Below are 14,627 nucleotides of genomic sequence, written 5' to 3' on the forward strand. Positions count from 1 at the left end.
TCCGCTCCTGCGAAAGCCGCGCAGGGTTCAACCTGTAGGAGCGGACTCTGTCCGCGATCCGGCGATTATCGTAGGGCGTATAACGTTCGACGTTATACGCCGCTTGGCCTTGGTTTCAGGGCGCTCCGGGCCTGGCCCCGGAGACGGTGACGGAGGCAGGGTGTAACGGCGTACAACCGCGAACGGTTGTACGCCCTACCTGTGTCAAACCTGCAGCTCGCGCTCGAATTCGGCCGCGCCCTGGGTGCTGACGGCCAGCCGCAGCAGCCGGTACTGCCATTTCTGATGCGCACGCCACATCAGCCCGCTCGCGTCGCCTTGTTCGATACTGCCCTGCTTGACCACATCCCAGGTGCGATACAGGTAGCGCAACAGTTCCGTCAGCTCTTTCTCCGGCCACTGGCAGCCATGCTTTCTCAGCAGTACCCGCATGTTGTCGAGCTGGAAGGTCTCATGCTCCACCTCGAGGTCGTACAGCTCCGGAATCACATCCATGGCCTGCCAGAGTGCGCCGTAACCGGAGTACTCCTGCTCGATCTCGTCGATCATCTCACCCAGCGCATCCCAGGTTTCGATCAGGCCCAGCCCGCCGTCGAAGATCGCTTTTTCCCGGCTGCGGATCGCATCCAGCCATTGCTGCCCGAGGCGATACACGATCGCTTCCTTGTTCGGGAAGAAGCGGTAGAGCGAACTGATGTCGACGCCGGAGCGTTCGGCAATGGCGTTGGTGTTCAGCAGGGTCATGCCACCCTCCTTGAGTAACGCCAGCGTCGCTTGCTCGATCTTCCTGATGATCTCCAGGGTGCGCTGCTGGCGCGGCTCGCGGCGCATCTTCAAATCGTGCGGAATCATCCAGTGCCCAGCCTCATCGTTCGGTGCTGCGCATTTCACATTGACCAGCCCGAGGGAGTCAAACCGCAGCAATTGACGCCCCGGAGCATCGCTGGTAGAAATCTAAATTACAGTAAATACTGTAATTTAATTGGAGAATTTATGCGGCTCAAACCAAAACAACACCTGACGCTATCCTCCCTCGTCCTGCTTTCCGGGCTTGCCGGATGCAGCCAGACGCCAGCGCCGGGCATCGATAACAGCGACAACACGGTGTACCTGAACGGCCAGTTCTATACCCAGGATGCCCAGCGCCGAAAGGTCGAGGCCATCGCCGTGTCGAACGACAAGTTCGTCTATGCCGGTAACCGCGAAGGCGCGGAAAGCTACATCAACCAGGGTTACCGCGTGGTCGACCTGGGCGGCAAGATGGTCCTGCCGGGCCTGCACGACAACCACATCCATGTCATGGGCGTGGTCCCGCTGGATGTCTGCGACCTCGAAGGCAAGGGGGTGAACCTCGATCAACTGGCCAGCAAGGTGAAGGAGTGCCTGCCGCGCTACGCCAGCGAGCCCGGCGCCTGGCTGAAGATCGAACAGTGGGTGCCCTATGAGAACAACGAGCCCACCAGCAACTACAAGACCATCCGCCAGGCCCTGGATGCGGTGGCCGACGGCCACCCAGTCGTTCTCTCCGGCGTGGACGGCCACGCCAGCGCCTATAACTCGAAAGCCCTGAGCATGGCCCAGGACGACAGCGGCAAGGTCGTTGGCTTCGATGCCAAAAGCCTGGGCAAGGGCGGCGTGTTTGCCGAGCTTGCGCCCTACGTCAGCCTGGACAGCGGCGTAGTCCGCGATGCTGCCAAGGAGAAGATTCCGGTCGGCAGCTTCGACATGTTCGCCCAGGAGGTGGGCGATCCGCGCGGCGAAGCCGTTTATGGCGCCATCCTGCCGAAAGTCGCGCAGGTCATGGCGCAAAGCGGCATCACCAGCATTCAGGATGCCTGTGCCAATGATTTCATCCGCGAACAATTGCTGAAGATGCAGCAGCAGAACCTGCTGAACATGCACGTCACCGCCGCCACCTGTTTCATCGCCGATGACTACAAGGGCAAGGTGGATATCGCCGGTCACCTGAAGAAGGCCCGGGAAGTCCGCGCCGAGTTCGCCGGCAATCCGCTGATCAAGGCGGATGCGGTGAAAATCTTTGCCGACGGCGTACTCGAAGGCGACCCCTTCAGCAAGCCGCCGTTCTCGCCTAACGCCGGGATGCTGCACCATTACCAGAAACCCCATCTCAAGCAGGATGAAGAGACCGGCGCCGTCACCGTCATCCGGGACAGCGAGGAGACGAAGAACAACGGCATCGTCAATTACAAGGCAGAGGACTTCAAGAATTACGCCACCGCGCTCGATGCCGATGGCTTCAGCATCCATGTCCACAGCGTTGGCGACCGTGCCACCCGCGTGACCATCGATGCACTGGAAGCGGCCCGCCAGCGCAACGGCGATCGCCATATCCCGCACACCATCGCCCACCTGCAGATGGTCCACCCGGACGACCAGAAGCGTCTGGGCGAACTGGGCACCTACCTCACCTACACCTACGCCTGGATCAACGAGCAGCCCGAATACGACGTCCTGATCACTCCTTTCCTCGAACCGAGCAAGAAAGGCCAGGACATCAACGACCTGCTCTACAACCCGAAGAACTACACCTGGGGCGCCGTCTACCCGGTGGGTAATACCGCCAAGGCCGGTGCCGTGCTGGTGGCAGGCAGCGATGCTCCGGTCGACACGCGGGACCCGCGGCCGTTCGTGAACATCGCAGCCGGCATCACCCGCGCCATCCCCGGCAAGCCGGCCTACAACCCCGCGCAGAGCGCAACGCTGGAGCAGATGCTGGACGCCTACACCATCAACGGCGCCCGCGCAGTTCGCCAGGAGAAACTCATGGGTTCGATCGAGCCGGGCAAGTCCGCCGACTTCATCGTCCTGGACCGTAACCTGTTCGATCTGGTCCAGCAGGGCACGCCTGAGAAGATCGCCGAGACCCAGGTCATGCAGACGGTGTTCCGCGGCAAGACTGTCTACAGCCGATAGATCGGCGTAGGCATGGGCCCTTTGCGGCTGACGTCAGGGATAAATCTCCGGACTCGACGTTGACCGCATGAAATCAAAAATCCGATGCCAGCACTGGCATCGGATTTTTTATGTGCAGGTCCTGCTCATCCGAACACGCGGGTGTTCGCCGCGGTCTGCTCAGCTCCCGCTGCGCCCATCCTGGTGCGGCTCGGTCAGGGCGCGGCGGTACTTGGCGTAAAGATCGTCGGACATGTTGCTGGCGCCCAGGATCTTCAGCCCGAAGGACTTCACTTCAGCATCGCTATAGGGTTGCTGCGACGCCGGCTGGCTGCTGCAGCCTGCCAGCCAGAGAGGCGTGATCAGGGTGAGGAGGGCGAGAGCACGGTTCATGGTTTTATGCACGCAGGGAAGTTCGGAATGGATATCAGCCTAGCAATCGCACGGATCGAGCAGAAATCATCCCGTTTGATAGTGAGTATCGTTATGGCGACTTCCGACCGATCAGTCTGTCAGAAGGTTCCCTGACTACGGCGTTTTTTCGCGATTGCGGATATCCTTCGCGGCTGTTCATCTTTTTCTCAGGACTCCCCCATGAAAGCGCAACTCGTCGAACTCCTCACACTGATCAGCTCGGGCTGCCTGGGCGAGGCGGAGATCGAGCAGATCGCCGACGAGGCCGCCCAGGCCTATGCCGATCCGGAGGCTTTCCACGCGGCCAATCCGGAAATCAACTACGACGAAAGCTTCCCGATTCCCCTGGGCGAATGGGTCGTGGTGGGCAGCCTGCCGGAAATCGTGCTGTTCCAGGGCGACAGCTTCGAGGAACTGTTCGGGGAGATTCGCGCGTCCTTCGACCCCAGCGTCAACTTCATCCTGCAAGCCAAGCAACTGCGCAAGACCGAGCCGCTCACCGCGCTGAACCGCATCCAGACCCAGCTGGGCGCGCTTTATCCGGAGAAGGGTGGCTATGTGCTGGTGGACTTCAGTGAGCCGCTGGATGACGAACTGCAGTGCGTGCTGGTCTACCGCGAGGACCTTGCGCGTGTCATGGAGCTCTGCGTGGAGATCGGCATTCCCGCGGCACCGGCACTGCAGGCTGCGCAGGAAGCCGCTCAGGAGTGATCGAAGTCCTTGCCTGACGGACGAAAGCTGCCGATGTGGGTCGGCAGCCAGCGGTAATAGAAATGGAAGGCGAACAAGCGGGGATGCCGGCAGGTGCAGAGCGTGGCCTGCCGGCCGAGCTCCGGCGCCTGCATGTGCAGCAGGCCGATGCGCTGCAGATCCCGCAGGGCATCACATTCCTCCCGCGCGAGCAGCACCTGCTTGCCGCGCGCCAGGTCGGCGGCGTGAAGGCAGAGCCGCGGCAACAGAGGCAGGCTCATCGTTGTGGATCGGTACGTCTGAGCAGGGCGCCGAGGTCCACCAGGAGCTGGCCGCCGATCATCCGCGACGGCACCTCGCCGAGGTCAATCCAGCGTTGCACCACGGCCAGCCGGTCGCCCATGCCGATCAATCGTGCAAAGCGCTCCGGCGTCAGGTAGTACTTGCCCGCGATGAGGTCCGGGGAGAACGATTCTTCCACTTTCATGCTGCATCCTGCACCATCGGAAATCGCTCGAAACGACAGGTTCGAGCCCCTGTTGAAGTGGGAATTTATCCTGATTGTTAGGACTTTATAGCCGGACTTCGCAGTCTCGGACACGGATGACACATGGTGAAGAAACGTTTCCTGTTCACTGCAGGAGAAAGACTACGGGCGCTTCGTTCGCTGACTGGCCTGTCGCGCCGCGCATTTGCCGAAACCGTCGGTATGAAAGAGAAAGATGTGGAGAACATCGAGTACGGCAACCAGCGCATGCGTGACGAAGACTTCCAGAAAGTCTGCAGCGAATACGAGGACTTCAGCCGCTGGATCACCTACGAGGGACCGATCGATTCCACCGAGGTGACCTGGAAGGTCGCCGATTCCGCCCAGCGCGCGGCGGTCTATCTGGTCAAGCGTCATCCGCAACTGCTCGACAGCAGCGATCTGAGCCTGGAGGAGTGGCAGGCGCGCCATCGCGAGGTGCTGGACAGCCTGTGCGAGGAGGAGCGGCGGCTGCGCGAGGAAGACGCCGACCTGTAGTGCGGCGGCTGTCAGTCCGTGTTGCCGGTGCGCCGCAGATAGCCGATGACGTCGGGCGCACCCGCCTCCCGCAAGCCCTGGCCGAAGGTGTCGGACTGCGGATGATCCTTGGGCAGTAGCAGGCTTTCCGGGGTTTCCGTATTGAACAGGCCGAAGCGGGCATAGGGCATGCCGGTTTCCAGCAGCAGCCCCATGAACGCCGGGTCGCTCCAGGCCTGCGCCGGCATCGCCAGCATGTGGAAGTCGCGATCCAGTTCGTCCAGTACCGCCGTGCGCAGCTCGAAGCTCTGAATGATCGCCGGCAGGCTGATCTCCAGTCCGCGCCGCCGGGCATAGACCACCGCGCTGGCCATCTCGTAGGCGTGATTGTCGTCATTCCAGAACAGCCGCTTGCCATGCCAGCTGGCGCGTCGCAGCTGCAAGGTAGCCCGGCGTTCGAAGCCCGGCAGCGCCTGGCCGAGCACCCGGGTGAAGTCGTTGTAGCTGATGATCCGCACCTTGCGGCCATTGTCGCTGTGCGCCAGCTCCTCCAATGTTGCCAGCGGGCTGTCCTGCAGGCCTCGCTGGCACAGGCCGTCGAGCGAGCGCAGGTCGAGGGACGGCTGCTCGTCGCTGTGGCTGCCGACCAGGCGCTTGAGCACGGCGTGAATGCGCGCCTTGTCTTCCTGCACCGGTCCGGAGAGGGCGCCGCGTGGCAGGTCGATCAGACGGTGCAGCGGTGTTCCGGACTGCCAGCCGATGCCGCTGGCGCAGGCTTCGAGGGTCTTGAACGGCAGGGACAGCGTGCGGCTGCGTTGTGCAAGGTTATGGGCATCGGCACCACCAAGCCCCAGGCGCTGGGCGAGGGAGGCCAGGCGGCTGCTCATGCTGCGGTGGCGAGGCGGCTGACTCATGTGCGACGCAAGACTCCCGATGGCCGGACGGTCAGTGCAGGAAGCGCCGGAGAGGATGCACGGCGAATTGCCCTAAGCATAGAAAACCCTGGCGCTGTTTGGCGCATGCGTTGTGGCAAAATTCTTCCCTTCACTCGGGGGAGGCCTCCATGGCTTGCGTAGTGCTGGACATCTGCCTGCCTGCGGACAGGTTGCAGGCAGTCTACCGCGGGGACGCCAACCGTGTGCTGGTGACCAGCCGCGACGGTCGCCGGGTCAACCTGCCGGCCCATCATCTGCGCCCTTTCATCACGCATGCGGGCGTACAGGGTAGCTTCGAACTGGAATTCGATGATGCCGGGCGGCTATTGGCGCTGCGTCGCCTCGCCTGAGCGAGGTGCGGCCGGCTATAATAACGCCCCATTTTGCCGACCGATGCCCGACCATGTACAGCCTGGCCCGTGAGCTCCTGTTCAAGCTATCCCCGGAAACGTCCCACGAATTGTCCATCGACCTGATCGGTGCCGGTGGCCGCCTTGGCCTCAACGGCCTGGTCACCAAGGCCCCGGCGAGCCTGCCGGTGAAGGTGATGGGCCTGGAGTTCGCCAACCCGGTAGGGCTGGCGGCCGGCCTGGACAAGAACGGCGATGCCATCGACGGCTTCGCGCAACTGGGCTTCGGTTTCGTCGAGATCGGTACCGTCACCCCGCGTCCCCAGCCGGGCAACCCCAAGCCGCGACTGTTCCGCCTGCCGCAGGCCACCGCGATCATCAACCGCATGGGCTTCAACAACCATGGCGTCGATCACCTGATCGAGCGGGTCAAGGCGGCTAAGTACCGGGGCGTGCTGGGCATCAACATTGGCAAGAACTTCGACACGCCGGTCGAGCGCGCGGTGGACGACTATCTGATCTGCCTGGACAAGGTCTATGCCCACGCCAGCTACGTGACGGTCAATGTCAGCTCGCCCAATACGCCCGGCCTGCGCAGCCTGCAGTTCGGCGACTCACTCAAGCAATTGCTCGAAGCCCTGCGCCAGCGTCAGGAAGACCTGGCCACGCAGCATGGCCGCCGTGTGCCGCTGGCGATCAAGATCGCCCCGGACATGAGCGACGAGGAAACCGCCATGGTTGCCGCTGCGCTGATCGAATCGGGCATGGACGCGGTGATTGCCACCAACACCACGCTGGGCCGTGAAGGTGTGGAGAACCTGCCGTTCGGCAATGAGGCGGGCGGCCTGTCCGGTGCGCCGGTGCGCGAGAAGAGCACCCACATCGTCAAGGTGCTGGCCGGTGAGCTGGGCGGGCGCCTGCCGATCATCGCCGCGGGCGGAATCACCGAGGGTATCCATGCGGCGGAGAAGATCGCCGCCGGTGCCAGCCTCGTGCAGATCTACTCGGGCTTCATCTACAAGGGCCCCGCGCTGATTCGTGAGGCGGTGGATGCCATCGCTGCGGCCAAGCGGGGCTGAGCAAGAGCAGGGAAATAAAAAGGGCTCCTTTTCGGAGCCCTTGGGCTTGCGCCCTTTTCCGCCCGGATGGGGCGGCTTGGGGAAGTCGGTGTGGTCCGTCGATTCAGCCGGTCGCGTGCTGCATCTGGTTCAGACGTTGAATACCGGCGGTGCCGGTCAAACCATCCCAGTTGTCGCCACGGCCCTCACGCCAGCCATTGAGCCAGGATTGCCGGGCAGTGGGATGAGTAAACGGACAGAGGTCGCGAGATTTTCCAGTAATGCCGTGCTGATAACCGCGCAAAAAGGCTCTTTCCAACGGATCACGCTTAAGTCTTCTCATAGGGTGTTGCCCTCACTTGTTGACTGTTATGTCCCGTTGGCCCCCCCTGGGAGGCCGGGCGGAAAATTCCGCCAATGGGGCGCATTGCCGGCGTGACACGCCCCGCCCGTCATCGTTGCGATAACGGATTAAGCTGAGTTCTAACCAATGCCTTGGGGCCTGTGAACGACCAATTTGTCATAAAGACTTAACGCTTATGGAATCAAGCCATAAGAGTTGGCCCGGTTTGGAAGTGCCATCATCGCGTAACCCACCAGGGGCGCGGGGTTGTACCGGGTCAAGGAGAAAGTGTGTCTAATTGCGACTTTCTCTCATTCCGACGAGTGGGCCGGTGAGATGCGACTCGAGGTCGCAGACGGATTGAACTTCCGTCCCGGAGAATGAACACCGATTGCTGTTCGCGGAAAACCAAGCGCGCGGATGGCCGACGAGGCTCCCTGGTGGAGCTTCCTGAAAAAGAAAGGGCCGCGGCCCGGGAAGATTGACATGGCGGAACACTACGAACTTTTCCTCACCTGCCCCAAGGGGCTCGATGGCCTGTTGCTGGACGAAGCCCAGGCGCTGGGCCTCGAGGAGGCGCGCGCGCAGGTGTCGGCGGTGCGCGGGCGGGGCGACCTGGAGACGGCCTATCGCCTGTGCCTGTGGTCGCGCCTGGCGAACCGGGTGTTGCTGGTGCTTTCGCGCTTCCCGGTGAACAACGCCGAAGACCTTTACATGGGCGTCAATGCCGTTCAATGGAGCGATCACCTGGACGCAGGCGGCAGCCTGGCGGTGGAATTCAGCGGCAAGGGCTCGGGCATCGACAACACCCACTTCGGCGCACTGAAGGTGAAGGACGCCATCGTCGACAACCTTCGCGCCGAGTTCGGCAAGCGCCCGACCGTGGACAAGGTCAACCCGGACATCCGCGTGCACCTGCACCTTGATCGTGGCCAGGCCGTGCTGTCCCTGGACCTCTCCGGCCACAGCCTGCACCAGCGCGGTTACCGCCTGCAGCAGGGCGCCGCGCCGCTGAAGGAAAACCTCGCCGCTGCCGTGCTGATCCGCGCCGGTTGGCCAAAGATCGCCGCTGAAGGCGGTGCATTGTCCGACCCCATGTGCGGCGTCGGCACCTTCCTGATCGAGGCCGGCCTGATCGCCGCCGACATCGCGCCGAACCTCAAGCGCGAGCGCTGGGGTTTCAGCAACTGGCTGGGCCATGTGCCGGCCATCTGGAAGAAGCTGGTCGAAGAAGCCCAGCGCCGGGCTGACGTCGGCCTGTCGAAGACCCCGTCGTGGATTCGCGGCTACGAGGCCGACCCGCGGCTGATCCAGCCCGCGCGCAACAACATCGAACGTTCCGGGCTGGCCGAGTGGGTGAAGATCTACCAGGGCGAACTGGCCACCTTCGAGCCGCGTCCGGACAAGGGCCAGAAGGGTCTGATCATCTGCAACCCGCCCTACGGCGAGCGCCTGGGTGACGAAGCCAGCCTGCTGTACCTCTACCAGCACCTGGGCGAACGTCTGCGCCAGAGCTGCCTGGGCTGGAGCGCCGGCGTCTTCACCGGTGCGCCGGAGCTGGGCAAGCGCATGGGTATCCGCAGTCACAAGCAATACGCCTTCTTCAACGGCGCGCTGCCCTGCAAACTGATCATGCTCGACGTGGAGCCGCGCCAGTTCGTGACCGGCGATCGCGGTGAGCGCAGCGAGTCGGCGCCGACCCAGGGCGCTGCGGTAATCGAGCAGGCACGCCTGAGCGAAGGCGGGCAGATGTTCGCCAACCGCCTGCAGAAGAATCTCAAGGCGCTGGGCAAGTGGGCGCGCAAGGAAAAGATCGAGTGCTACCGGGTGTATGACGCTGACATGCCCGAATACGCCCTGGCCGTGGACCTTTACCGCGACTGGGCGCACGTGCAGGAGTACGCCGCACCCAAGTCCATCGATCCGGAGAAGGCCCAGATCCGTCTGCTCGACGCGCTGGCCGCCCTGCCGCAGACGCTGGGGATTCCTACCGAGCGCATCGTCATCAAGCGCCGTGAACGCCAGACCGGCAAGAAACAGTACGAGCGGCAGAACGCCGAAGGCCGCTTCATGGAAGTGGAAGAGGGCGGCGTAAAACTGCTGGTCAACCTGACCGACTACCTCGATACCGGCCTGTTCCTCGACCACCGCCCGATGCGCTTGCGCATCCAGCGCGAGGCCGCAGGCAAGCGCTTCCTCAACCTGTTCTGCTACACCGCCACGGCCACCGTGCATGCGGCCAAGGGCGATGCGCGCAGTACCACCAGCGTCGACCTGTCGAAAACCTATCTCGACTGGGCGCGGCGCAATCTGTCGCTCAACGGTTTCTCCGACAAGCAGCGCCTGGTGCAGAGCGATGTGATGGAGTGGCTGCGCGAAGATCGCGGCGAGTACGACCTGGTGTTCATCGACCCGCCGACCTTCTCCAACTCCAAGCGCATGGAAGGTGTGTTCGACGTGCAGCGTGACCATGTCGAGCTGCTCGACCTGGCCATGGCGCGTCTGGCCAAGGGCGGGGTGCTGTACTTCTCCAACAACTTCCGCAAATTCGAGCTGGACGAAGGGCTGGCCGCGCGTTACCAGGTCGAGGAAATCAGCGCCCAGACGCTGGACCAGGACTTCGCCCGTAACAGCAGAATCCACCGCGCCTGGCGCATTACCGTGCGCTGATGCCAACTGGTGCACGGCCTTGCAGGCCGTGCGTCGAGTGGTTTCTGGGCAATCTGCCATCATCTGCTATAAGAACTGGGTACCCTGTCCGCAGCCCTGACGCGGGAGTCCCCATGACTCAGTTGCCGGCCTATGAGCAATTGCCCGCCGCTCAGGGAATCGTTCGCCAAAAGAAGGTGTTACGCGCAGCCGGCCTGGTGCTCGTCGCGGGGGTTCTGCTGACCGGGTTGTTGGGCTGGAATGTCTGGCGCAACGCACGCACGGCGCTGGAGCAGCAGTTCGCCCTGGCGGCCAACGAGCGGGTCGACCGGGTGCGCGAGCGGCTGTTGTTGCAGCGCAGCGAGCTGGAGTCCATCCAGCGCTTCTTCGAGAACTCCAACGATGTATCGCGCGAGGAGTTCGAGCGTTTCGTCGGCCCCTTGCTGGGAGACGCCCTGGGATACGCCTGGCTGCCCAGGGTCGAGCAGGCTGAGCGAGCGACCTTCGAAGCGCAGGTCCAGGCGTCCGGAATGCTCGACTATCTGATCCACGATCTCGACCCGCAGAACCATCCGGTTCCCGCGCAAGCGCGTGAGCGCTACTTCCCCGTGCTGTACGGGGCCTCCGAATATCTGCAGGAGTTGCCGCTGGGGCTCGACCTGAGTTCCACCCTGCCGGGGCGCGACCTGACACAGCGGGTGCTCATCAGCCGGCAGTTGACTGCGTCGATGCCGGTGGTCCTGCCCGGTGCGCCGGCGGAGGATGCGGCCGGTGTCCTGCTGGCCGCGCCATTCTACCGGGGCAGCGTGACGACCAGCCCTGGGGAGGAAAGCCTGGGCGGCCTGCAAGGCATGCTGGTTGCCGCGATCAGCTACCGCCTGCTGATCGAGCAGGGAATGGATGTGGACAGCCTGGCGCAACTGGCGATCACGCTGCGCGATAGCGCCGAGCCGGGGGCGGACCTGCCGATGTACCGCAGTGCGGTGTCGGCCGCGCAGGGTTCCGGTCTGGTGGCGGAGCGGCACCTGGATTTCGCCGGGCGCGACTACCTCGTCCGCATCGAGCCTTCCCGCGACTTTCTGCAGCGCAACGAGGGACATCCGCAGCTGTGGGTGGTGCTGGGCGGGTTATTGACCTCATTGCTGCTGGCCGGTTACGTGCTGGCGCTGCTGGGGCAGCGCCAGAGGGCGCTGCAACTGGTGGAGGAGCGTACCGCCGAACTGCGTGCCAACCAGCTGGAGCTGCAGGAGAACCAGGCTCGCCTGCATTTCGCGATGGACAGCGCCGGCCACGGCGTGTGGGACTGGAACGTCGACTTGGGCAAGGTGTTCTATTCCCACGCCTGGAAGGCCATGCTGGGGTTCCGCGATGCGGAGATCGGCGCGGGCCCCGAGGAGTGCACGCGCCGGATTCATCCCGATGATCAGGTCGCGCGCAACGAGGCGTTGCAGCGGCACCTGCGTGGCGAGTCCTCTCTGTACCAGAGCGAGCATCGCCTGCGCTGCAAGAGTGGCCGCTGGTTATGGGTGCTGGACCGGGGGCAGGTGGTGGAGCGGGGCAGCGATGGCGCGGCGCGGCGCATGATCGGCACGCAGACCGATATCAGCTCGCGCAAGGCGGTGGAACTGGAGCTGGGCGAGGTCAACAGTCGCCTGCATGGACTGCTCGATGCGGCGACCCAGGTGGCCATCGTGTCCACCGATCTACGGGGTTATGTCCGCAGCTTCAACGTCGGCGCCGAACGCCTTTTCGGCTACAGCGCGCGGGAGGTGCTGGGCCGGCCAGTGCCGGAGAGTATCTTCGTCAAGGAGGAGATCCGCCGCCGTGCGCATGACCTGTCTATCGTGCTCGGGCGTGAGATCCGGGGATTCGAGGTGGTCGGTGCGCTGGTCGGCGAAGGGCATGAGGAGTACGAGTGGACCTGCATTCGCCGCGACGGTCGGCAGCTGAAGATCAATCTGATCATCACCGGCGTGCGGGATTCGTCGGGCGTGATGACCGGTTATCTGGGCATCGCCACCGACATCACCCGACGCAAGGAGGCGGAGCTGGAGTTACGGCGGCTTTCGGTGACCGATGCGCTGACCGGGGTGCACAACCGGCGCTACTTCAAGGAGCAGCTGGAGCTGAGCATGGCGCGCTGCTCGCGCAGCGGCGAGCCGTTGTCGCTGGTGATGTTCGACGTCGATCACTTCAAGAGCATCAATGATCGTTTCGGCCATGAGGCGGGTGACACGGTGCTGGTCACGTTGTGCCAGCGGGTTGCCCAGCGCTTGCGCAAGGCCGATGTGTTTTGCCGCGTCGGAGGAGAAGAGCTGGTGGTGCTGTGCCCGGGCAGCTCGGTGGAGCAGGCCATGCAACTGGCCGAAGCGCTGTGGCAGGCACTGCGCAGTCAGCCCATGGAGGGGGTTGGCGTGGTGACCGCGAGCTTCGGGGTGGCCGCCTGGCGCCTCGGCGAAACGGCCGACGATCTGATGTGCAGGGTGGATCGGGCGGTTTACCGGGCAAAGCGTCTGGGGCGGGATCGCCTGGAGTGTGCGGAGGAATGAGGGCCCCGGTCGGTGCCGGGGCCCTTGTTCATCATTCGCCGACGCGCTTGGTGGTGCTGTATAGGTCCAGCAGTACCTGGTCGAGGATGGAGGATGCCCCCCACGGCCGATTGCTGTTGAGGATCGCCACCACTACCCAGGTGCGGCCGTTGGCGTCGCGGCTGAAGCCCGCCAACGCGCGTACGGTGTTCAGGGTGCCGGTCTTGACGTGCGCCTCGCCGGCCATCGGTGTGCCGCGCAGGCGTTTGCGCATGGTGCCATCCTTCGCCACGATCGGCAGCGAGGAGATGTATTCGGCGGCGTACGGGCTGTGCCAGGCGGCTTGCAGCATCGCGGCCATCTCGCGGGCGCTGACGCGCTCATCGCGCGACAGGCCGGAGCCGTTCTCCATCACCAGGTGAGTGGCGGTGATGCCCTTGCGCGCCAGCCATTGGCGAATCACGCGTTGTGCTGCCTGGGCGTCATCGGCGTCGGCGCCGTTGCGGAATCGCGCGCCCAGGGACAGGAACAGCTGACGCGCCATGGTGTTGTTGCTATACTTGTTGATGTCGCGGATGACTTCCACCACGTCCGGCGAGTCCGCGCGGGCAACCAGCTTGGCGCCTTTCGGCACGCTGCCTTCGCGATCCTTGCCCATGATGGTGCCGCCCAGTTCCTGCCAGATGCCCCGAACGGCGCCGGCGGTATAGCCCGGATGATCGAGCAGCGACATGTAGGTCTGCGCGCTGCAGCCCTGCGGGATCTGGCCGGTCGCTACCAGCGAGGTGCCGTCGAACTGGGTGACGGGATTGAAGCGCAGTTTCGGCCATGCGGGGCAGGGCGCGGCCTTGCTGACCTGGATCTGGTTGTCGATACGCACGTTGGCCAGTGGCGGGTCCATCAGCACGCTGGCCTTGCCTCCGTCGGAGCGCACCACTAAACGCACGCTCTTGAGGTTGACCAGCAGCGAGTCGGGGCCGACCAGGAAGGGCTTGTTGTCGTCGCCGCCGTCGTCGTTGAACACCGGCAGCTGCGGAATGTTGAAGTAGCTGCGGTCCAGCACCAGATCACCGGTGACCTTGCTGACGCCATTGGCGCGCAGGTCGCGCATGAGCAGCCAGAGCTTCTCCATGTTCAGCTTGGGATCGCCACCCCCCTTGAGGTAGAGGTTGCCGTTGAGCACGCCATCCTTGAGCTGGCCGTCGGTGTAGAACTCGGTCTGCCACTGGTAGGTGGGGCCGAGCATCTCCAGGGCGGCGTAGGTGGTGAACAGCTTCATGGTCGACGCCGGGTTCACCGAGACGTCGGCATTGAAATAGGTGGCGTTGCCGGGACCCTCGAGGGGAATCATCACCAGCGACAGGGCGTCATTGGTCAGTTTGCTGGCCTTCAGGGCCTTTTCGACGCGATCGGGCAGGGTGGTGTTGATCTGGGCCAGGGCTGGCACGGTGAAGGGCAACAATGTGGCGAAGGCGAGAACACGCAGCGATTTGAACATAGGAAAGATGACATCCCAGTGGTCGGGCATTGAACTGAAAAATGAAAAGATGAAACGCAACAATACGAATGAACGCTCCTTGTTCCCCCGGAGCTGCCGACATTATGCCGCAAGCTGCCGCGTGTTGCGCTGGGCAACGCATGCCAGTTGTCATGGGCGAGGGCGGTGGAGCTGTTAAAGTTGTGGATGACCTGTCCGGATCGCGCCGGACAGTTGGAATAATCACGATGAGGTCGAATTGTCGCC

The 14,627-nt window shown here is 63.6% G+C and carries 14 protein-coding genes; 7 read left to right on the forward strand and 7 right to left on the reverse strand.

From position 1 onward, the window contains the following. Nucleotides 1–204 precede the first annotated feature (204 nt). On the reverse strand, nt 205–924 hold the full coding sequence (locus ACQ5BL_RS02520) for a TetR/AcrR family transcriptional regulator (protein ID WP_243808872.1): 720 nt from the start codon (nt 922–924) through the stop codon (nt 205–207). Nucleotides 925–993: 69 nt separating this feature from the next. Between ACQ5BL_RS02520 and ACQ5BL_RS02525 the strand changes: the two genes are divergently transcribed. After that, the gene (locus ACQ5BL_RS02525; RefSeq protein ID WP_243808871.1) at nt 994–2,934 is read left to right on the forward strand and encodes an amidohydrolase; all 1,941 of its coding nucleotides are present in this window, start codon (nt 994–996) and stop codon (nt 2,932–2,934) included. A gap of 159 nt (nt 2,935–3,093) precedes the next feature. Here ACQ5BL_RS02525 and ACQ5BL_RS02530 read toward each other — a convergent pair whose 3' ends face one another. Then, complete coding sequence (locus ACQ5BL_RS02530; RefSeq protein WP_207884354.1) at nt 3,094–3,306, reverse strand: hypothetical protein; 213 nt, start codon at nt 3,304–3,306, stop codon at nt 3,094–3,096. Nucleotides 3,307–3,507: 201 nt separating this feature from the next. Here ACQ5BL_RS02530 and ACQ5BL_RS02535 point away from each other — a divergent pair, with 201 nt between their 5' ends. Beyond that, a complete protein-coding gene (locus ACQ5BL_RS02535; protein WP_207884355.1) occupies nt 3,508–4,038 on the forward strand; it encodes a hypothetical protein in 531 nt (176 codons plus the stop codon). Here the strand turns inward: ACQ5BL_RS02535 and ACQ5BL_RS02540 are convergent. Both ACQ5BL_RS02540 and ACQ5BL_RS02545 read right to left on the reverse strand, forming a co-directional pair. Further along, complete coding sequence (locus ACQ5BL_RS02540) at nt 4,029–4,298, reverse strand: hypothetical protein (RefSeq protein ID WP_207884356.1); 270 nt, start codon at nt 4,296–4,298, stop codon at nt 4,029–4,031. The two genes, ACQ5BL_RS02535 and ACQ5BL_RS02540, sit on opposite strands and share 10 nt — an antisense overlap. After that, nucleotides 4,295–4,504 (reverse strand): DNA-binding protein, encoded by a 210-nt coding sequence (locus tag ACQ5BL_RS02545; RefSeq protein ID WP_243808870.1) that lies wholly within the window; start codon nt 4,502–4,504, stop codon nt 4,295–4,297. The genes ACQ5BL_RS02540 and ACQ5BL_RS02545 overlap by 4 nt, the downstream gene beginning before the upstream one ends. Before the next feature lie 123 nt (nt 4,505–4,627). On the opposite strand from ACQ5BL_RS02545, the gene ACQ5BL_RS02550 reads away from it, so the two are divergent. Continuing rightward, nucleotides 4,628–5,041 carry a helix-turn-helix domain-containing protein gene (locus ACQ5BL_RS02550; protein WP_207884358.1) on the forward strand — a complete coding sequence of 138 codons (414 nt, stop codon included), beginning with the start codon at nt 4,628–4,630 and terminating at the stop codon, nt 5,039–5,041. An 11-nt stretch (nt 5,042–5,052) separates the two neighbouring features. On the opposite strand, the gene ACQ5BL_RS02555 is transcribed toward ACQ5BL_RS02550, so the two are convergent. Next, entirely contained in the window at nt 5,053–5,934 is an 882-nt protein-coding gene (locus ACQ5BL_RS02555; protein ID WP_243808869.1) for a DUF6685 family protein, read from the reverse strand. A 149-nt stretch (nt 5,935–6,083) separates the two neighbouring features. Here ACQ5BL_RS02555 and ACQ5BL_RS02560 point away from each other — a divergent pair, with 149 nt between their 5' ends. Further along, nucleotides 6,084–6,305 (forward strand): DUF2835 domain-containing protein, encoded by a 222-nt coding sequence (locus ACQ5BL_RS02560; protein WP_243808868.1) that lies wholly within the window; start codon nt 6,084–6,086, stop codon nt 6,303–6,305. 53 nt (nt 6,306–6,358) lie between these two features. After that, nucleotides 6,359–7,384 carry a quinone-dependent dihydroorotate dehydrogenase gene (locus ACQ5BL_RS02565; RefSeq protein ID WP_243808867.1) on the forward strand — a complete coding sequence of 342 codons (1,026 nt, stop codon included), beginning with the start codon at nt 6,359–6,361 and terminating at the stop codon, nt 7,382–7,384. A gap of 103 nt (nt 7,385–7,487) precedes the next feature. Here the strand turns inward: ACQ5BL_RS02565 and rmf are convergent, their stop codons facing one another. Beyond that, nucleotides 7,488–7,706: a ribosome modulation factor gene (rmf, locus tag ACQ5BL_RS02570; RefSeq protein WP_207884362.1), complete on the reverse strand. Its 219-nt coding sequence runs from the start codon at nt 7,704–7,706 to the stop codon at nt 7,488–7,490. 486 nt (nt 7,707–8,192) lie between these two features. Here rmf and rlmKL point away from each other — a divergent pair, with 486 nt between their 5' ends. Continuing rightward, nucleotides 8,193–10,376 (forward strand): bifunctional 23S rRNA (guanine(2069)-N(7))-methyltransferase RlmK/23S rRNA (guanine(2445)-N(2))-methyltransferase RlmL, encoded by a 2,184-nt coding sequence (gene rlmKL, locus ACQ5BL_RS02575; RefSeq protein ID WP_243808866.1) that lies wholly within the window; start codon nt 8,193–8,195, stop codon nt 10,374–10,376. Nucleotides 10,377–10,489: 113 nt separating this feature from the next. Beyond that, nucleotides 10,490–12,904, forward strand: a complete 2,415-nt coding sequence (locus tag ACQ5BL_RS02580) for a sensor domain-containing diguanylate cyclase (RefSeq protein ID WP_243808865.1) — start codon at nt 10,490–10,492, stop codon at nt 12,902–12,904. 31 nt (nt 12,905–12,935) lie between these two features. Here ACQ5BL_RS02580 and dacB read toward each other — a convergent pair whose 3' ends face one another. Continuing rightward, on the reverse strand, nt 12,936–14,381 hold the full coding sequence (gene dacB / locus ACQ5BL_RS02585; RefSeq protein ID WP_243808864.1) for a D-alanyl-D-alanine carboxypeptidase/D-alanyl-D-alanine endopeptidase: 1,446 nt from the start codon (nt 14,379–14,381) through the stop codon (nt 12,936–12,938). Nucleotides 14,382–14,627: the final 246 nt, after the last annotated feature.

The sequence above is a fragment of the Pseudomonas sp. B1-22 genome, from assembly GCF_050474425.1.
Classification (GTDB): domain Bacteria; phylum Pseudomonadota; class Gammaproteobacteria; order Pseudomonadales; family Pseudomonadaceae; genus Pseudomonas.